This is a genomic window from Blautia sp. AM47-4 (genome assembly GCF_003479865.1).
Lineage (GTDB): Bacteria > Bacillota > Clostridia > Lachnospirales > Lachnospiraceae > Fusicatenibacter > Fusicatenibacter saccharivorans.
This window is the reverse complement of sequence record NZ_QUHY01000004.1, coordinates 85,638-105,856: the sequence shown is the minus strand read 5'-3', so window position 1 is coordinate 105,856 and position 20,219 is coordinate 85,638. Positions and strand designations below refer to the sequence as shown.

Genomic DNA, 20,219 nt, shown 5'->3' with positions numbered 1-20,219 from the left:
AAAGGAAAAAGAAACGTGAAAAAACCAAATGTAGCATACCGTGCGTTACGGTATCTGAAGAATCATGGATTAAAAGAAACGATTGAGCGCGCAAAACAGGGCAATGAGCCGGCTGTACCGCCGAAGAACAACGTCATCGGATTTTACAGATTTGTCGTAGACAACGATCCGATCCCGTTCAATCAAAAAGAGTATGAGAAACATAAAAACGACAAGAAAAAGATCCTGAATTGGGTTGTACCGGAAATGGGACCTGGTTCCGGCGGTCATACCACCATTTTCCGTTTTATTTCCAACCTGGAGCGCCTCGGTTTCCACAGTAGAGTTTATCTCTACATGTCCCCGAATTTTCAGGATAATGCGTCCATCCGCAAATTCCTAAAAGAGTACTTCCCGCTTCTTGTGCCGGAAGTAGAAGTTTACTGCGATGTATCCCAGATGAAATTTGCACATGCAACCGTAGCAACCTCCTGGACCACCGCTTACTACGTAAGAAAATTCCAGAATACGATTTCGAAGTTTTACTTCGTACAGGATTTCGAGCCGCATTTCTATGCACACGGTTCCGAGTATGAATTTGCTGAGAACACCTATAAGATGGGATTCCGCGGAATCACTGCAGGTGATTGGTTAAGAGACATCATGAGAAATGAGTACGGCATGCAGGCAGACAGCTTCCATTTCTCCTACGATGACAAAGTATATCAGCCGAAAGAAAAACCGGACAACGAAAAGAGAGTCTTTTTCTATGCGCGCCCGGTTACCCCGAGACGTGATTTCGAGCTCGGTATGCTGGCACTCAATGAGCTGTGCCGCAGAATGCCAGAGATCGAGGTTGTTTTCGCGGGATGGGATGTCAGCGGCTATGAGATTCCGTTCAAACACAGAAATTTAGGTATCGTAACACCGCAGGTGCTGGCAGATTCCTATGCGATCTGTGATATGTGCCTTGTTATTTCGAATACCAACCTTTCCCTCGTACCGTTCGAGGTTATGGCCTGCAACTCGGTCGCTGTCTGCTCCAAGGGTGCAAACAGCAGCTGGATGGTAAATGAGGAAAACTCCATTCTGGTTGACTATGATCCGATCCAGATCGCAGACAGAATGGAATATTACTTCAACCACCCGGATGAGCTGGCTACAATCCGCAAAAAGGGAATGGATTTCGTAAAGGGAACCTCCTGGTACAAAGAAGCAGAAAAAGTTTATGCAAGCATGTTAAAGGGAATTGAGGAAGATGAGAAAAAACTGCAGTAAGGATGTGAGCAGAGAACACAGAATAGAAATTCTGTTTGTGTTCGGTGTATTCCTGTTTTACTTTTTATGGTCCTGTACGCAGCGATACAATTTTTCGGCGGATGAATCAATGCGCTATCAGATTGCACAGTTTATCTATGAACACGGAAGTCTTCCGCGCGGAGATGATCCACTGATCCGGAATGAGGACTGGGGAACCTCCTATGCGTTTAATCCCATCCTTTCTTACATGGCATCAGCCGTTCTGATGAAAGGCATGAGTCTTTTTACAACAAATGAATGGATGCTGCTGCTTTCCGCCCGGTTTGTTAATGTACTGCTTGGAGCGTTGATGGCATGGGTTGTGTTGAAGGCAGCAAAATTGTTGTTTCCGAGGCGGTATGCATGGATGTTTACCGCACTGGTTGTCTTTCTGCCGGGAAATGTGATTCTGTATTCTTACGTCAACTGCGATGCGCTCGCCATGTGTTCAACGGCTATTATTTTTTATTCCTGGGTCAAGGCGTATAAGGAAGGATGGAACTGGACAACTTGTGCAGTGTCTGCCATTGGAATGGGCCTTTGTTTCCTGTCGTATTACAATGCGTATGGATTTATCCTGACGACATTTTTCTTCTTTGTGGGAACGATGCTGACCGATCAGGAAAAGGCACCAAAAGAGCGTTGGAAAGAGATGATCCAGAAAGGTCTTTTTATTCTTGTGATCGTCTGTGTCATTGCTTTGTGGTGGTTTATTCGAAATGCAATTCTCTATCACGGGGATTTTCTGGGAAGAGAGACATCGAGTGCGTGTGCGGAACTGTATGCGAGAGCTAAGTACAAGCCATCGAACAGCAAAACATTCCAGAAAAAAGGCGACTCCATGCTATGTATGATCTTCTACAGACCAGTTTATCTGGAGCATGACTGGCTTGTGACAGTGCTGTACAGCTTTGTCGGTGCTTTTGGCTATAATAGGATTTATCTTTCCAAAATGATTATTGTTCCATACCTCTGCTGTCTTGGCATCGGCCTCATTCTGATGCGGAACTGTTGCCAGAGAGACTTTTTCTTCTGGAATGCCGATGGCACACAGACGGCGATTGCTGGTAAAACAAAGAGAAAATGGAGTAAAACAGGATGGTTTACCTGGGCAAATGTGTTTGCACTGCTGATTCCAAACTATCTGAATGCATATTATTCCTACAGCTCTGATTTTCAGCCGCAGGGACGATACAGCATGCCGATGCTGATTCCGCTGATGTATTTCGTGACGAAGGGTGTGCAGGCGTTCCTGAAACGGGAGAAAAAACTACAGAAGTATGAAAAATTGTTCTGTATTCTGGTCTGTGTGGCGGCAGCGGCATTAGCGGCATTCACTTGGGCGAGAATCATCTATCCGATGTACTTGCAGAACTACTACGGATTGCGGTAAGCGGAACAGAGAAAGAAAGCGGTGAAACGTTTGGAAAAAATTTCAGTGCTGACAGCAAAATTAAAAAAAGCTGTTGCAGAAGAAGGAATCGGCGGTCTGGCTGGGCGTACGAAAGGGTACCTTGCGCGGGCAAAAAAAGAAAAAGAGTTTCAGAGAGAAAAATCCCGGGTCTACCGGGATATTCTCTTTATCAGTGGCTGCAATGAACAGCTGCCGCATCCACACCGGTACCGCGTGGTGCATCAGATGGAGCAGCTGGAGGCAGGCGGATATACGTGTGATACGGTTTATTTTCAGGAGCTGAAGCCCTGGATGGTACGCTGCTACGGCGCGTTCGTGATTTTCCGCTGCCCGATGACGGACACCCTGCGGGAATTTGCCACAATGGCAAAGCAGATGAACAAGCCTCTGTGGTACGATGTGGATGATCTTGTGATCGATACGAAATACACCGATCAGATTCCGTTTCTCGACCGGATGCAGCCGGAAGAACGGCAGGCATACGATCAGAATGTCCGAAACATGGGCGAGCTGCTTTCCCTCTGTGATGCGGCGGTTACGACGACAGCGGCGCTGGCAGAAGAACTGAAGCAGTACGTACCGGAGGTGCTGATCAACCGCAACTGTGCGTCAGATGAGATGCTGCTACTGTCCGAGGCGGTGTTAAAAGAAAAACAGAAAAAGAACGAAGCAGATGGAACGGCGAAAAAAGTACGCCTTGGCTATTTCAGCGGCAGTGCGACGCATCTGGACGACATCGAGATGATCGTTCCGGTGCTGAAACAGCTGCTTGGCAAAAATCCGAACCTGGAACTCCTCATCGTGGGAATTCTGGAACTCCCGGTGGAGCTGAAACTGTTTGCTTCCCAGATCCAGATGGAGGGATTTGTCGATTACCAAAAACTGCCGGAGCGGATTGCGTCGGTGGATATCAACTTGGCTCCGCTTACCGATACGATTTTTAACCGTGCGAAATCGGAAAATAAATGGGTGGAAGCGGCTCTGGTGCAGACCGTGACAGCAGCCAGCAATCTCGGCGCTTTTGCTGAGATGGTACAGGATGGAGAAGACGGCGTACTCTGCCGAGACGAAGCGGAGTGGTTGGAAAAACTGCAGTGGCTGATCGACGACGAACCGGCACGAAAAGCCATTGCCGGACGGGCATATGGCCGGTGCAGCCGCGAGTGTGTCACAATCTTTCATGCCACCGGGATTTGCGAGTGGGTGGAGCGCCACTGGAATCTACGCTGTGCCTTTGTGCTTCCAGCGATGGAGATCAGCGGAGGCATCCGCGTTGCACTTCTTCATGCGGAAATGCTGGTAAAAGCAGGAGCGCAGGTCAGCCTCTTTACTCTGGAAGGGGAGGCGGAGTGGTATCATGAGGGTGATTTCCATTTTCCGGTGCTGTCGGCCGAGCGAGAGAAACTGCAGGGAACGCTGGATCTTGCGGTAGCGACGATGTGGAATACCGCAGAGTTCGTCGAACAGTCCAGTAAGATCCGAAAGAAAAAATATCTGGTGCAGAATTTTGAAGTTGGATTTTATCCGCCGGGAAGCCCGTACCGGATCGCAACTTCGGCGACTTACCGGATGAGGAGCCCGATGGAGTACGTAACCATTTCCAAATGGTGTCAGAACTGGCTGCGGGAGGAATACCATACCGAAGCAGTCTATCTTCCGAACGGCATCGATCCGTCCTTCTATCCGAAACGGGGGCGGGATCTGCAGGGAAAAATTCGGATTCTGATCGAGGGAGACTGCAGCGCGGAGCATAAAAACGTGGACGAGAGCTTCCGTATCGTGGAACAGCTGGATCTGGAAAAATTCGAGATCTGGTACATGTCCTACAATGGAAATCCGAAATCCTGGTACCGTGTGGACCGCTTTTTACACCGGGTTCCGTATGAAAAAACACCGGAAGTCTATGCGGCGTGTGATATCCTGCTGAAAACAAGCCTGCTGGAGAGCTTTTCCTATCCGCCGCTTGAGATGATGGCGTCCGGCGGCTACGTCGTTGCTGTGCCGAACGGTGGCAATCTGGAATACCTGAAAGATGGGGAAAACTGTATTCTCTATCCGCAGGGAAATCTCGCGGAGGCAAAAGCGGCGATTGAGCGTATTCTGACAGATGCGGAACTGAGGAAAAAACTGGATACGGGAGCAGAAGAGACGGTAAAGGAAAGAAACTGGAAAAGAATCGAACCACAGATTTTAGAACAGTATCTTGGAAAATAAATAAGCAACAAAAAGGGCTGTCGCACTAGCAAATATTTCTGGCGGTAGCTCTGCTTTATACCCAAATGGCATCGAAATCGGTTGCGTTTTCGATGCCATTCTTTACTTCTTATAGGAAAGTTCGACTTCCGTCGAACTCTTGAATCAGGATCACCCGTTGGACGGGAGGTCCTGATTGCTTATAAATTAGAAGATCAGTGCCGTTTGTTTCGGTTATTGCGGCGTCTGTTTCTGCGTTTCCGTCTCTTTCTCGCGTTGTTGATCACGACAATGATCAGAATCAGAAAAGCGACACCGTTCAGGCCAAGCAGAATATAGAGCAGTGTGGAGAGAAAAGAAATTTTCTTGGTTTCTTCCGGTGTTGGAATATCTGTGCTGTCGGTTTCTTCTGATGAATCGGAGGAAACCGAAGAACTGTCGGAAACAGTACATGGAGCGGAAACCTCGGCTGTTCCGATGAAGTGATCATCGAAAAAATACTGGCGGGTGTACGGTTCCTCAACGGAAGCGCCGTCCGGATCGGTGTAGGTTGCAGTTTCAATTTTCGCATTCTTTGGAAGCGTTACCACACCGGAAAGACTTTCCTTTTTTGCGTTCTTCAGGGTATAATGTGTAAAATTATCATAACCGAAATCAAGTACGGTACGGGTATCGTTGATATAATCGAGGTTATCACAGGTTAAAACAACGCAGACCAGCGTCATATTGCCTCGCTTGGCAGCGGTAACGAGTGTGTTGTGTGCCTCATCGGTATAACCGGTCTTTCCGGCGAAAGCACCCTTGTATCCCCACTGACCGTCCTGGAACAGCAATGCGTGGTGGTTCTGAAGATCACGCGGTGTCGAGGTCATATTGGTCGGCTGAATTGTGTAGGTCAGATCGGACTCGATGCGGCAGAAGGTCTCGTTTTTGATGCACTCCTGCATAATGAGTGCCATATCGTGTGCACTGGTGTAGTGGTTCGGATCTGGCAGACCGTTTGCATTGACAAAATGGGTATTCGTGCAACCAAGTGCAGCGGCGCGTTCGTTCATCATGGCGGCGAAACCTTCCTCGCTTCCGGCAATGTCGATGGCAAGCTGTGTGCAGACCTCATTTGCCGAGGCAAGAAGAATCGCGTGAAGAGCATCCTCCACTGTGATCGTTTCGCCAAGCTGAACGTTGATGCGGGCATTTCCCGGAATGGATTCGCTGACAGCATGTTCGCCGAAGGTAACGGTGTCGGTCATCTGCTTGTTTTCAATGATCAGCAGAGCCGTCAGAATCTTGGTGATGCTGGCAGGATAGCGCTGCTCGTCCATGTTTTTATCGTATAAAACAGCACCAGTATCGGCATCGAGTAAACAGACAGCGCCGGAATTGTTTTCCGGTCCTTCGGGCCAGGTGGTGACTGTTTTTTTATCGGTTGTGGCAAAAATCGTCTGCGGGAGGCAGGACGCGGCAAAAACAAAAGCAAGCAACAGGCATAAAAATGTGCGGGCTGCAGAATTCTTTCTAATCATAACTCACTCCTTCTGATCCAGCGGGTACAGCTGCATAAGACTGTCCGGGCAGCGGATCTCTCTAAAATGTATTAGACACACTTTTATTATTATAACATAAAGCGAGCAGGGAAGAAACACATAATTTCTTAATATTTTCAGTCGGGATTTGCAAAATGCAGTAAAATAGAGTATAATGCGAACGAGTTCATACGGAAAAAACAAAAAACCTGAAAAACAAAAACCCCAAGGAGTTAAAAAAAGTGTCAGATATGAAATGGCTCCGTTTTATACGGAAATTGAAACCTTACAACATACAGAAGGGACTGCGTTACCTGAAACATTATGGCCCAAAGGAATTCCTGATCCGTCTTTCGGAGAGGATGGAGCCGGAGGAGGTTCCGTACGGACCGTGGCGGGAGCAGTACTGCGCAAAAGAGGAGGACCTGGCGTGTCAGAAAAATCATAAATTTTCTTATTGTCCGAAGATCAGCGTTGTTGTTCCGGCTTACCGTACGCCGGAAATTTTTCTGCGTCAGATGATCGAATCCCTGGAAAAACAGAGTTATGAAAACTGGGAACTGGTGATCGGAAATGCCAGCCCGGAGGATGAGACTATGGCGCGCATCCTGAAAGAGTATACCGGAAAAGATCCGCGCGTAAAGAACGTTCCGATTCCGGAAAATATCGGCATTGCAGAGAATACAAATGCAGCGCTTGCCGCAGCAGCGGGAAATTTCGTCGGTTTTATGGATCACGACGATCTGCTTGCGCCGGATGCACTCTTTGAAATTGCCATCCGTCTGGAAAAAGATCCGTCCATCGATGCTTTTTATACCGATGAGGACAAGGTACGGACCGATCTGTCCGAGTATTTCCAGCCGCATTTCAAACCGGATTTCAATCTGGATCTGCTGCGGTCAAACAATTATATCTGCCATTTCTTCGTTGTACGGCGGGAGATTGCGGAGAAAACCGGCGGCCTCGTCCGGAATACAATGGGGCGCAGGATTATGATTATATCTTCCGCTGCACGGAAATGGCGGGAAAAATTGTACACATTCCGAGAGTTTTATATCACTGGAGGGTCCACAGCGCTTCCACCGCAGACAATCCGGCAAGCAAGCTGTACGCGTATGAGGCCGGAAAAAAGGCAATTGAGGGAAACCTTGCGCGCTGCGGCGAAGAGGGAACCGTCACACTGCGTTCGGATTATGGCTTCTACGATGTAGATTATAAACTGCAGGGAACGCCTCTGGTTTCGATTCTGATCCCGAACAAGGATCAGGCCGATACGTTACGCACCTGTCTGGAATCCATTAAGAAGAAGTGCATGTATCCATCCTATGAGATTCTGATTATTGAGAACAACAGCACTGAGGAAGCAACGTTTTCCTATTACAAAGAACTCGAAGCACAGGGCATCCGTGTCCTGAAGTATCCAAAACAGGGCTTTAACTATTCTGCGATCAATAATTTCGGCGTCAAAGAGGCAAAGGGAGAGTATCTCCTGTTTCTCAATAACGATATGGAAATCATCACACCCGATTTTATGGAAAAGATGGTGTCCAATCTGCAGAGACCGCAGATCGGGGCGGTCGGCGCGAAGCTGTATTATCCGGACAACACGGTGCAGCATGCCGGCATTATCATCGGGATAGGCGGCATTGCGGGCCACGCCTTTTTAGGACTGGCGCGCGGAAGAAGCGGCTATCTGCATAAGGCATCGCTCCAGATGAATGTGAGTGCGGTGACAGCAGCGTGCATGATGATGAAAAAAGAGGTCTTTGAGGAGGTCGGCGGCTTTGAAGAAGAACTGTCCGTCGCTTTCAATGATGTTGATCTGTGCCTGCGCATTGGAAAAGCAGGTTATAAAATCGTATACAATCCGCACGTGGAGTTGTACCATTATGAATCGAAATCCAGGGGAGCAGAGGATGACGAGAAGAAGGTGCGCCGCTTCCAGTCGGAAATCGAATTTATGCGCAGCCGCTGGATTGGGCTGTTAAAGGCAGGAGATCCCTGCTACAATCCAAATTTAACGCTGGCATCGTGGAACTATGGACTGCGTGCCGACGGCAGGGGAGTAAAACCATGGATAAAGTAGCAGTTGTAATACCAAATTATAATGGATACCGGTATCTGGAGACGTGCTTTGCAGCGCTTGCAAAGCAGACCTTTACGGAATTTACCACATATTTCGTGGACAATGGTTCACAGGATGAGAGCTGTGCGTTTCTGCGGGAACACTACCCGGAGACGAAAATCATCCAGCTCGATGATAACTATGGCTTCAGCCGTGCGGTCAACGAAGGCATCCGCCGGTCGAAGGAGCCGTATGTGATCCTTTTAAACAACGACACCGAAGTGTTCCCGGACTTTGTCGAGCGCCTTTATGAGGGAATCTGTAAAAGAAAGAATGCGTTTGCATGCAGCGCAAAGCTGATTTCCTATCAGGAGCGTGATAAAATCGACGATGCGGGAAATTACTATAATATGCTGGGATGGGCATTCGCAAGAGGAAAAGGAAAACCGGTCAGTGAATTTGAAACGTCCGACCGGATTTTTGCGGCCTGCGCCGGAGCAGCGATCTACCGCCGGGAATTTCTGGAAAAGACCGGACTTTTTGACGAAGAACATTTCGCTTATCTGGAAGATACCGACATCGGCTATCGTGCGCGGCTTTTGGGCTACGAGAACTGGTATGAGCCGTCCGCGAAGGTTTACCACGTCGGAAGCGGAACGAGCGGCTCCCGGTATAACCTCTTTAAAATCCGTTATTCTTCCAGGAACAATATTTATCTGATCTATAAAAATATGCCGGTTTTACAGATTTTGCTTAACCTGCCGGTCTTTATCCTCGGTTTTTCGGCAAAACTGGTCTTTTTTGCATCGAAGGGATACGGAAAAGAATATCTGGCAGGAATCAAGAATGGTTTTTTCATCTGCCGGAAGCCGGAAAACAGAGCAAAAAAGATCCGTTTCGAGTGGAAGCGCCTCGGCACGTATTTTGTCATCGAATGGGAGCTTTTTATCAATGTGTTCCGGAGATTTCTGGAGAGGGCATAAGGATTCTTTCAAAAGATTACGAAAAAGTTAAAAAGTTTACGGAAATAAGAAGAATGTTAGAAAAATATGATTGCTCTTTTTTGGAACTTATTGTATAGTTAGGGGTAGGGAATTTTTAAATCCCGAAAAAAACAGATAAGGTGAACGAATTTGATCAACGATAATCAGAAATATTTTGACCGGATGCACGTTCTGATCGATGCCCTGGTGCTCGCACTTTCCTATGTACTGTCCTGGTACTGCTATGTGCGGCTGGGCGTTATGAATAATCATCCGGAGAGGGGAATTCTGCCGCCGGCGACGTATATGATGGCACTGCTCTATATCGTGCCCGGCTATCTGCTGCTTTACTATGCATTCAATCTCTATGCATCCAAGCGTTTTCAGGGAAGACGTCTGGAATTTGCCAATATCTTAAAAGCGAATACGGTTGGATTTCTGGTCTGGCTGGCCAGCCTTTACATGGTGCGCCAGGTTCACTTTTCCCGTGGTATGCTCTGCATCTTCTTTGTGCTGAATGTGACACTGGAACGATCGTAAGAAATCTGATCCACTATATCTTAAGCAATATGTGGAAACACGGCCGCAACCAGAAGCAGATTCTGATGGTCGGCTACAGCCGTGCGACCGAGGAATACATTGACCGGATCATTGCAAACCCGGAGTGGGGCTATCTCGTCCGCGGAATCCTCGATGACCATGTCAAAGCGGGAACGATGTACCGCGGTATCAAGGTTCTTGGAAGAATCAACAATCTTTCAGTCATTCTGCCGGAAAACAAACTGGATGAAATTGCCATTACCCTTGGACTGAACGAATACTTCCGCCTGGAGGAGATCGTTGCCATGTGTGAAAAATCCGGCGTACATACCCAGTTTGTGCCGGATTACCACAACATCATTCCGACAAAGCCGTACACAGAAGACCTGCAGGGACTTCCTGTCGTCAATATCCGCTATGTGCCGCTTTCCAACACGTTCAACGCGATGCTGAAACGGATTGTGGATATTTTCGGCGCGCTCGTGGCGATCATTCTGTTCTCACCGGTGATGCTGTTTTCCTGCATCATGATCAAGCTGACCTCACCGGGTCCGCTGATCTACCGTCAGACACGCGTCGGACTGCACAACAAACCGTTTGAAATGTACAAGTTCCGTTCGATGGAAGTTCAGACGGAGGAGAAAGAAAAGAAGGCATGGACCGTGAAGAATGACCCGCGTGTGACGGGATTTGGAAAATTCATGCGCCATACCAGCATTGATGAGCTTCCACAGCTCTTTAACATCTTAAAAGGAGATATGAGCCTGGTCGGACCGCGGCCGGAGCGACCTTTCTTTGTGGAAAAATTCCGGGAGGAGATCCCGCGTTATATGGTAAAACATCAGGTGCGTCCCGGTCTTACGGGATGGGCGCAGGTGAATGGATACCGGGGGGATACTTCTATCCGCAAGCGTATTGACTGTGATCTGTATTATATTGAAAACTGGACGCTGGGACTTGATTTTAAAATTCTGTTCCTGACCTTTTTCAAAGGATTTGTGAATAAAAACGCTTACTAAAAGATAAGGGGAAAAGAGATGTCGAAGAAGAATTACAAAAAGAGCAGAAAATACAAAAAAATGCGCCGCAGAAAAATAATTTTCGGAATTGAAATCACCGTTCTGCTGATTCTTTCCGGAATTCTGTTCGTCTACGCATGGATCAACCGTTCGATGGATAAGATGAATCAGGATACGCTGGACAGCTCCCAGATTCAGATCAACAGTGAAGTAAAGGCAAATACCGATCTCTCACAGATGTCCGGTACACAGGTCATCGCGCTGGTCGGCGTGGATGCCAGAGGTGTGGAAGGCTCCGAGCTGGCAGAAAGCATGAACAGTGACACGATTATTCTCTGTTGTATTGATCATGACAAGCAGGAAATCCGTATGGTGTCGATTATGCGTGACACCTGGATGAATATGGCGAAATATACCGATGAATATTATGAGTTTGACAAAGCCAATTCCGCATACAACCGCGGCGGCCCGGAGAGTATGCTCTCCATGCTGAATACAAACCTTGACTTTGCACTGACCGATTACGTTACCGTAAACTTCAAGGCACTCGCCGATGCGATTGATGTCCTGGGCGGTCTCGACATCGAGATGACAAATGCAGAGTGTGTTCATGCAAACAACTACAACAGAGAGGTATCGGAAGCACAGGGCGTAGAGTATGAAGCTATTCCGTATGATGAGGACCTTGGGGATGATTACAGCGAAGTACGTCATGTCAGCGGTGCGCTTGCTACCTCCTATGCGCGGATCCGTTATGGCGGCGGTGATGATGCGAAACGTACGAGCCGTCAGCGAATCGTCATCAATCTCATGGTACAGAAGATTAAACAGAATCCGACCAAGATTCCGGAGATTCTGGATAAAGTGATGGGAAATGTCAGCACCAGCCTTACCAAAAACGAAATTCTGGAGCTTGGCATGCATGCAGTAACGTACAAAATGGGAACATCTTATGCATATCCGTTCCAGCTGTGTTATGGAGAAAATGTAGAAAGCGCACTTGGCGTTGATGTCGTAATTCCGGTTACACTGGAACACAATGTAAAGGAACTGCACGCTTATCTGTATCCGGCGATGAGCTATGATCCATCTGCAGCCGTGATAGAGTACAGTGACTATATTGCAAGAGAGAGCGGCTACGATGATGATATGATTGAGTATGTACTGAATCAGGGACCGGGCGCTGCAACAGATTCTGTGGTAGCAGGAGATTAAAATACAGGGAGAATACGACAAGATGAGTCAATATACCGTTGATGTCATGATACCAACGTATAAACCAGGGCAGGAGTTCGCAGAACTTCTGCCCCGCCTTTTAAAACAGACTTACCCGATCCGTTCGATCCGGGTCGTGAATACGGGGAAAAAGTTCTGGAATCCGGCGTGGGAGCAGCTTTCAGACAAGATTATGGTGGAGCATATTCAGCCGAGCGAGTTCGACCACGGCGGAACGAGAAGGGAGATGGCAGAAAGTTCAGATGCGGATCTTCTACTTTTTATGACCCAGGATGCCATGCCGTACGATAATGCGTGCGTGGAACATCTGGTGGAAAAATTTTCACTGCCGCATGTGAAGGCGGCCTATGCGCGGCAGCTTCCGCGGGATGACTGCCGTACACTGGAACGGTTTACGAGAGGCTTTAACTATCCGGAGGAGAGTGATATCAAGGATGCCGGTGATCTGCCAAAACTTGGTGTTAAGACTTTTTTCTGCTCCAATGTCTGTGCAATGTATGACCGCAGGACATATGAAGAGCTGGGTGGATTTGTAGAAAGCACCTTGTTTAACGAAGATATGATCTATGCCGGGCATCTTGTGCAGGCGGGCTATGCGATTGCCTATGCGGCAGATGCGAAGGTGGTACATTCCCACAATTACGGCTGCATGGCACAGCTTCACCGCAATTTCGACCTCGGTGTATCCCAGGCACAGCATCCGGAGATCTTTGATGCGTATCCGTCTGAGGGTGAGGGAATCCGTATGGTGAAAAAATCGGCATCCTACGTCTGCAAAATTCATAAGCCGTGGCTGCTCGTCACGTTATTTTTTCAAAGCGGATTCAAATATGTGGGATACTTCCTCGGAAAACGATACAAAAGCCTTCCGGACGGTGTGATCCGCTGGTGTACCTCAAACAAAACGTGGTGGGAATATCACGGAAAGATAAGAAAAAAACGAAATAGAAGATAAGTGAAAGTAAAAAACAAAAATAAAAAGATTTTGTAAGTAAATACGAAATGCTCCATAAGGTTGACAGAGAACGGAGCAGCGTGGTAAAAAAGTAAAGAACAAGAAATTAGAAGGCGGCATAACCTGAAAACAGAACAAGGGTGCCGCCTTTTGCTGTTAGGAGGAAAAAATCTATGTGTGGAATTGTTGGATATATTGGAACCTGCCAGGCTGCCCCGGTGCTGCTGGACGGATTGTCAAAGCTGGAGTACCGCGGATACGATTCGGCCGGAATTGCTGTATACGATGGAAACAAAATTCAGATGCAGAAAGCAATGGGCCGTCTGAAGGTGCTTGAGGAAATGACACAAAATGGAGCGACACTTCCGGGTACCGTAGGAATCGGACATACGAGATGGGCAACGCATGGGGCACCTTCCGATCTGAATGCACATCCGCATTTCAATAAAGACCACTCGATTGTCGTTGTACACAATGGAATTATTGAGAATTATCTGAAATTAAAGAAAAAACTGATGTCCAAAGGATATGAGTTCCTTTCGGAGACAGATACCGAGGTAATTGCCCATATGCTGGATTACTATTATAACGGCGATCCGCTTGCAACGATCACAAAGGTTATGCACCGCATGGAGGGATCGTATGCACTGGGTATCCTGTTCCGCGACCATCCGGATGAGGTGTATGCGGTCCGTAAAGACAGCCCGCTGATCGTTGGTACAAGTAAGAGCGGAAACCTGATTGCATCCGATGTTCCGGCTGTCCTGAAATATACAAGAGATGTCTATTTTCTGGAAAATGAGGAGATCGTGAAACTGACCCGCGATGGCCTTCACTTCTACAATATTGACGAGGAGGAGCTGGAGAAAGAGGCAACCCACATCGACTGGGATATGAATGCGGCAGAAAAAGGCGGCTATGAGCATTTCATGCTGAAAGAGATGCATGAGCAGCCAAAAGCCGTAAAAGATACCCTGACGCCGCGTATTAAGAACGGTGATGTTGTGATCGAAGAACTCGGCATGACCGATGAGGAGATCCGCGCGATCCGCAAAATCTTTATCGTTGCCTGCGGTTCTGCATACCACACCGGTGTAACCGCAAAATACGTCTTCGAAAAGCTGGCAAGAATCCCGGTTGAGGTAGATCTGGCAAGCGAATTCCGCTACCGTGATCCGATTCTGCAGGAAAATACGCTCGTGGTCATCGTCAGCCAGTCGGGTGAGACGGCCGATACCCTCGCGGCTCTCCGCCTTGCAAAAGAAAAGGGCGTGCGTACCCTTGGCATCGTAAACGTAGTTGGAAGTTCGATTGCAAGAGAGGCAGACAATGTCATGTACACCTGGGCCGGTCCGGAGATCGCTGTTGCGACAACGAAAGCGTACAGCACACAGCTTATCGCGCAGTACCTTCTGGCGATGAAGTTTGCCAAAGTACGCGGAACCGTTTCGCAGAATGACTTCGATGCGATGATCCAGAGCCTTGAGCGCCTGCCGGAGCAGATTTCCCTGCTGCTGTCCCACAAGGAGAACGTACAGCGTTTTGCCAACCGTTATCTTGCGGCAGAACACGTCTTTTTCATCGGACGCGGCATCGACTATGCAATCTCGATGGAGGGCTCCCTGAAGCTGAAAGAGATTTCCTACATCCACTCCGAGGCGTATGCAGCCGGTGAGCTGAAACACGGAACCATTTCCCTGATTGAGGACGGACGCCTTGTCGTAGCTGTGCTGACTCAGCCGGAGCTCTACAAGAAAACGATCAGCAATATTCAGGAAGTGAAGACACGAGGCGCGTTTGTCATGGCGGTAACGACCGTTGGCAATACAGAAGTGGAAAAAGTAGCCGACTACGTAGTTTACCTGCCGGAGACAAATCCGATTTTTGCAAACTCCCTGGCGATCATTCCGCTGCAGCTCTTTGGCTACTACGTATCGATCGGCAGAGGCCTCGATGTGGATAAACCGAGAAACTTGGCGAAATCGGTTACGGTAGAATAAAAACCGCAGCATAAAATTCCTCTTTTTTCAAAATTATCACAGTTTCAACACAATTCTAACGTACAATAGGCAGTAGAAAATAAAGAAAGAAATAAGAGCACTGTGTATTGGTGCCTGAGATAGAAAAGAGAAAGAGGGATCAGCCATGAGTGAAGAATTCAAAAAAGAAGAAATAAATGGTGAGGCAGCAGAGGAAACCAAAGCTGCAGAGCATACAGAAGAAGTAAAAGCAGAAACGACAGCAGAGCAGAGCGCGGCAGAGACGGAAAAACCGCAGGAAACCGCAGAAGCGCCGAAGGCGGAAGAAAAGAAAACGACAACCTACAGCTGGGTGAATCCGAAAATCAGCGGAAAGACCGGCGAGGAGAATAACAGCGCTTCCTACACCGGAAAACCGGACCCGTCGGAGGCAAAGGCAGAGCAGACATCTTCTGCAAAGACAGAACATTATCAGTACCAGTCACAGACACAGAGTGCTCCGAAGCAGGAAAAACCACAGTTTTCTGCCGTTACGCAGCCGCAGGATCACAAAAAGAAAGCGAAAAAACCAATGTCAGCCGCAAAAAAATGGGGCATGACACTTGCCATGGCAGCGTGCTTCGGACTCGTGGCAGGCGGTGTTTTCATTGGGACTGCAGCAGTCGGTACGAAAGTGATCGGTACAGCAACAGAGCAGAAGCAGGAAGTTACAATTCCGACGACCACCACAACAACGGCAGCAGACAGCAGTGATACCTCCGATACCGTAAAAGCAACCGGCGAGATGTCCGTGAAAGATGTTGCATCGAGTGCGATGCCGTCTCTGGTAGCAATTTCTACGACAACGGTGGAAGAAGTTGAGACATTCTTCGGAACCACAAGCCAGGAAGTTCCTGCAAGCGGAACCGGAGTTATTGTCGGACAGAACGACGATGAGCTCCTGATTGCGACAAACAACCACGTTGTCAGCGGTGCGACGTCTCTTTCCGTCAGCTTTATCGACGATGAGACGGTAGAAGGCCAGATCAAAGGTACCGATGCGGACAATGACCTTGCTGTTGTTGCAGTAAAACTTTCCGACATCAAGGACGAGACAAAGAGCCAGATCAAAATTGCCGTGATGGGAAATTCCGATGACCTTGAGGTCGGTGATCAGGTTGTGGCAATCGGAAATGCACTGGGAACCGGCCAGTCCCTGACGAGCGGATATATCAGTGCAAAAGACCGTACGATCTCCAGTCAGGATGAGAGTACCGGCGAGACGATTACTTCTGAGGGACTGATCCAGACCGATGCAGCCATCAACCCTGGAAACAGCGGCGGCGCCCTTCTGAACATGAACGGTGAACTGATCGGCATTAACGAAGCAAAATACAGCTCCACACAGGTCGAGGGCATGGGCTTTGCGATCCCGATTTCGAAAGCGGAGCCGATTCTGCAGAACCTGATGAACCTGACAACAAGATACAAAGTCAGCGATGATAAGGCCGCTTATATCGGAATCAACATGGCGGATGTCAGCGCAGATGTTTCCCAGAACTACGGTATTCCGACCGGTGTCTGCATCATGAGCGTTGTGGACGGCAGCCCGGCAGCCGATGCGGGCTTCAAGAAAGGCGATGTTATCACCACGTTTGATGGAAGAAGCATCTCGAACGCCAAAGGCTTAAAAGAGACACTGACCTATTATGCGGCAGGCGAGACCGTAGATGTCACCGTACAGCGTGCGGACAACGGTGAGTACAAAGAAGTAACACTGACGTTGACCCTTGGCTCTGCAGCAGATATGCCGCAGACGAGCGGAAGCAGCAACGGAACCACAAACGATGGAACCGGAAGCTCCGATCAGAATGACCAGGGTATTCAGAATCCGTTTGGCAACAGATAAAAACTCGAAATAACTATTTCCTAAGAGAAAAAAGACGGACAGCACAGGAATATGAACGCCTGGCTGTCCGCCTTTTTCTGCATTTTTTGATATAATTTTTTGAATTTGTAAAATTCTTAAAAAAGTTGGTAATTTTTAAGAAAGTTTTTACTTGTGACCCTATGGCTTTTGGGCTATAATCAAGCTAGACCAAGCGATCTATTACAGAAAGGAATTTGAAAAATCATGTCAGAAGAGAAAGACAGAGTGGACGGTACCGCGGACGAAACGAAGGCGGAAACAAAAAGCTCTGACCATCATACAGAAGATACCTATGAAAAAGTCTGCTTCATGTGCCGCAGACCGGAGAGCAAAGCCGGAAAGATGATTACCCTTCCGGGAAACATCAATATCTGCCCGGACTGCATGCAGAAGAGCTTGATGCCATGAACCAGAACCCGGGCCAGATCAATGAGATGATGAATAATATGAACAACATGCCGAATATCGGCATGCTCGATCTCTCCGGGCTTTCCAACCAGATCCCGAACCGGCAGCGGGTAAAGAAAAAAGAAGAAAAGAAGAAAACAAAAGAATTTTCCATCAAGGACATTCCGCCGCCGCACCGGATCAAGGCGATGCTTGACGAATACGTCATCGGCCAGGACCGTGCAAAGAAAGTCATGTCGGTTGCCGTTTACAACCATTACAAACGTGTCTTTGCACCGCAGGACGGAAATATCGAGATCGAAAAATCCAACATGCTGATGATCGGACCGACCGGTTCCGGAAAAACGTATCTGGTGCAGACACTGGCACGCCTCTTAGATGTGCCGCTTGCCATCACGGACGCCACATCCCTTACCGAAGCGGGTTATATCGGTGATGATATTGAAAGCGTGGTATCTAAGCTTTTAGCGGCCGCAGACAACGATGTGGAGCGCGCGGAGCACGGTATCATCTTCATTGACGAGATCGACAAGATTGCGAAAAAGAAAAATACAAACCAGAGAGACGTCAGCGGAGAAGCCGTACAGCAGGGAATGCTGAAGCTCCTCGAGGGCAGCGATATCGAAGTTCCGGTGGGAGCCAACAGCAAAAATGCGATGGTTCCGCTCGAGACCGTCAATACCAGAAACATTCTCTTTATCTGCGGCGGTGCCTTCCCGGATCTGACGGACATCATCAAGGAGCGTCTGAACAAGACAGCTTCCATTGGCTTCCAGGCGGATCTGAAGGACAAGTATGATGGGGATAAGAACCTGCTGTCACAGGTGACCTTAGAAGACCTTCGGACTTTCGGTATGGTGCCGGAGTTCCTTGGCCGTCTGCCGATCGTATTTACGCTGGAGAGTCTCAATGAGGATATGCTGGTCGAGATCTTAAAAGAACCGAAAAATGCGATCCTGAAGCAGTATAAGAGACTGCTCGAACTCGACGAGGTGAAACTGGAATTTGATGATGATGCACTTCGCTCTATTGCAAGAAAAGCGCTGGAAAAAGATACCGGTGCGAGAGCACTCCGTTCGATCATCGAGGATTTCATGCTGGATATCATGTATGAGATTCCAAAGGACAGCAGCATCGGAGAGGTTATCATCACAAAAGACTATATTGAAAAGACCGGCGGGCCGACGATTCTCCTGCGCGGTCAGGAAGTTCCAAAGTTAGAGCAGAAATAAGGTAACTGGAAAACACAGCGGAGCAGACGTGAAACTGGCGTTTTCTTGAAATAAGAGATAAGAAAGAGAGGGTTTTAACTATGGCAGAGGATTTTTTTGGAAATTTAAGTAAAACACTGAAAAAAACAGTGGATACTGTGGGAAAGAAAACAGATGAATTCGTAGAAATTCAGAAGATCCGCACCCGTCAGCATGCGCTTGAGGATCAGATTGAGAAGAATTACCAGGATATCGGACAGATCATCTACAACCGCTATCTGAACGGCGAAGCATTCGACGAGAATCTTGCCGGCATCTGCAAAGATATCACCGATCTGGAAAAAGAGATTGCAGACTGCAGGGAAGACGTGGCAAACAAGAGAGGCCGCATCGTATGCCCGGCCTGCGGCGCAAGTGTTCCGAAAGATGCAGCTTTCTGCATGCGCTGCGGTGCTGCTATGCCGGAGAAGGAAGAAGAGCCGGAGGATGCCGAGTTTGTACACGTAGAACCGGAAGAAAAAGCAGAAGAAACCGAAGCGGCAGCGCCGGAAGAAGAGCCGGAAGAAGAGCCTGAAAAAGAAGCAGAGGTACCGGAAGAGGAATGATCTGGACCCTGCTGCCGGGAGCGGTTTTCCTTGCAGACGGATGCCTGAAAAAGAAGGCAGAAGAGGAGTTAAAGGAAAATGAGCAGATCCCGGTCTGTAAAGGACATATTGTCCTGCGGAAATGTCATAACCGCGGCGTAGCGGGCGGCGGCTTCGCGGACAGCACGAAGAAGGTGGAAATTCTCACCTTCTTTTTGCTGTCCGGACTGTGGGCGCGTCTCGGAGCGCTGGCGGGCAGACGTAAGTGTAAGGTGAAGAAGCTTGGGCTTGCGCTTACGATTGGCGGCGGCATGTCGAACTGGTATGACCGGCATAAGAGAGGTTACGTGACCGACTATGTCAGCTTCCGGTTTGGACCGGAGAAGTTCCGCAGACTTGTGTTCAATGTTTCTGATTTCTGTATTTTCTTCGGAATTGCGCTGCTGACGGCAATTTCCTGCCGGGAGTCCAGGTGATGCAGGATCTCCCGAAAAGCCCTGCAGATGGCGGGCTTTTCGGGGCAAAAAAGAAAATTTGAAATTTTTTGAAAAAATTTGAAAAAAGCTGTTGACAGATTCGGAATCATCTGGTAATATATGTTTTGTTGAACGGCACATGAGAGCCGCAAGACAAGAAATGCAGGAGTGGCGGAATTGGCAGACGCGCAGGCTTCAGGTGCCTGTGGTCGCAAGATCGTGTGGGTTCAAGTCCCATCTCCTGCATTATTTTTTCGCTTTGCGTATCAAGAATTGGTCCGGTGGACCAATTCGGATTGCCCTGATGGGAAGTGTGAAAACTTTCCGTCAGGGTATTTTTATTTTTCCAGAAAAGAAAATAATTCCGACAGGACATTTTATGCCCAATACACACTTCAAAAGTATTCCAGAAAAGAAATTTCCGTAATTCGACAAAAATAGTTGAA

The 20,219-nt window shown here is 48.2% G+C and carries 13 protein-coding genes, 1 tRNA gene and 2 pseudogenes; 15 read left to right on the top strand and 1 reads right to left on the bottom strand.

The window, feature by feature from the left end:
• The first annotated feature begins 15 nt into the window (after positions 1-15).
• The 3 genes from DW965_RS04050 to DW965_RS04040 are packed head-to-tail and all read left to right on the top strand — an operon-like array spanning position 16 to position 4,906.
• Positions 16-1,257: a rhamnosyltransferase WsaF family glycosyltransferase gene (locus tag DW965_RS04050; RefSeq protein WP_022462974.1), complete on the top strand. Its 1,242-nt coding sequence runs from the start codon at positions 16-18 to the stop codon at positions 1,255-1,257.
• Entirely contained in the window at positions 1,238-2,671 is a 1,434-nt protein-coding gene (locus tag DW965_RS04045) for an ArnT family glycosyltransferase (protein WP_022462973.1), read from the top strand. Before DW965_RS04050 ends, DW965_RS04045 begins: the two co-directional genes overlap by 20 nt.
• 30 nt (positions 2,672-2,701) lie before the next feature.
• Positions 2,702-4,906 (top strand): glycosyltransferase, encoded by a 2,205-nt coding sequence (locus tag DW965_RS04040; protein WP_055219407.1) that lies wholly within the window; start codon positions 2,702-2,704, stop codon positions 4,904-4,906.
• 194 nt (positions 4,907-5,100) lie between these two features.
• Here the strand turns inward: DW965_RS04040 and DW965_RS04035 are convergent, their stop codons facing one another.
• Positions 5,101-6,408 carry a D-alanyl-D-alanine carboxypeptidase family protein gene (locus DW965_RS04035; RefSeq protein WP_118640230.1) on the bottom strand — a complete coding sequence of 436 codons (1,308 nt, stop codon included), beginning with the start codon at positions 6,406-6,408 and terminating at the stop codon, positions 5,101-5,103.
• Between the two features lie 251 nt (positions 6,409-6,659).
• Between DW965_RS04035 and DW965_RS20765 the strand changes: the two genes are divergently transcribed.
• From DW965_RS20765 to DW965_RS03980, 12 genes and pseudogenes are all read left to right on the top strand, one after another.
• Positions 6,660-7,619: a glycosyltransferase gene (locus DW965_RS20765; protein WP_330420884.1), complete on the top strand. Its 960-nt coding sequence runs from the start codon at positions 6,660-6,662 to the stop codon at positions 7,617-7,619.
• Positions 7,514-8,494, top strand: coding sequence for a glycosyltransferase family 2 protein (locus DW965_RS20760; protein WP_330420883.1), 981 nt, complete (start codon positions 7,514-7,516; stop codon positions 8,492-8,494). The genes DW965_RS20765 and DW965_RS20760 overlap by 106 nt, the downstream gene beginning before the upstream one ends.
• On the top strand, positions 8,482-9,456 hold the full coding sequence (locus DW965_RS04025; protein WP_022462968.1) for a glycosyltransferase family 2 protein: 975 nt from the start codon (positions 8,482-8,484) through the stop codon (positions 9,454-9,456). The genes DW965_RS20760 and DW965_RS04025 overlap by 13 nt, the downstream gene beginning before the upstream one ends.
• A 150-nt stretch (positions 9,457-9,606) precedes the next feature.
• Positions 9,607-11,015: pseudogene (locus tag DW965_RS04020) on the top strand (undecaprenyl-phosphate glucose phosphotransferase).
• 18 nt (positions 11,016-11,033) lie between these two features.
• A complete protein-coding gene (locus tag DW965_RS04015) occupies positions 11,034-12,230 on the top strand; it encodes an LCP family protein (RefSeq protein WP_119198060.1) in 1,197 nt (398 codons plus the stop codon).
• A 22-nt stretch (positions 12,231-12,252) separates the two neighbouring features.
• Complete coding sequence (locus DW965_RS04010; RefSeq protein ID WP_119198059.1) at positions 12,253-13,206, top strand: glycosyltransferase family 2 protein; 954 nt, start codon at positions 12,253-12,255, stop codon at positions 13,204-13,206.
• Positions 13,207-13,379: 173 nt separating this feature from the next.
• Positions 13,380-15,206 (top strand): glutamine--fructose-6-phosphate transaminase (isomerizing), encoded by a 1,827-nt coding sequence (gene glmS / locus DW965_RS04005; RefSeq protein WP_118640232.1) that lies wholly within the window; start codon positions 13,380-13,382, stop codon positions 15,204-15,206.
• 145 nt (positions 15,207-15,351) lie between these two features.
• On the top strand, positions 15,352-17,073 hold the full coding sequence (locus DW965_RS04000) for a trypsin-like peptidase domain-containing protein (protein WP_055219395.1): 1,722 nt from the start codon (positions 15,352-15,354) through the stop codon (positions 17,071-17,073).
• A gap of 225 nt (positions 17,074-17,298) precedes the next feature.
• Positions 17,299-18,734: pseudogene (gene clpX, locus DW965_RS03995) on the top strand (ATP-dependent Clp protease ATP-binding subunit ClpX).
• An 80-nt stretch (positions 18,735-18,814) separates the two neighbouring features.
• On the top strand, positions 18,815-19,318 hold the full coding sequence (locus tag DW965_RS03990; RefSeq protein WP_055265359.1) for a zinc-ribbon domain-containing protein: 504 nt from the start codon (positions 18,815-18,817) through the stop codon (positions 19,316-19,318).
• Complete coding sequence (locus DW965_RS03985; RefSeq protein ID WP_118700696.1) at positions 19,315-19,773, top strand: signal peptidase II; 459 nt, start codon at positions 19,315-19,317, stop codon at positions 19,771-19,773. The genes DW965_RS03990 and DW965_RS03985 overlap by 4 nt, the downstream gene beginning before the upstream one ends.
• Before the next feature lie 162 nt (positions 19,774-19,935).
• Positions 19,936-20,019 (top strand) — tRNA-Leu (locus DW965_RS03980).
• Positions 20,020-20,219: the final 200 nt, after the last annotated feature.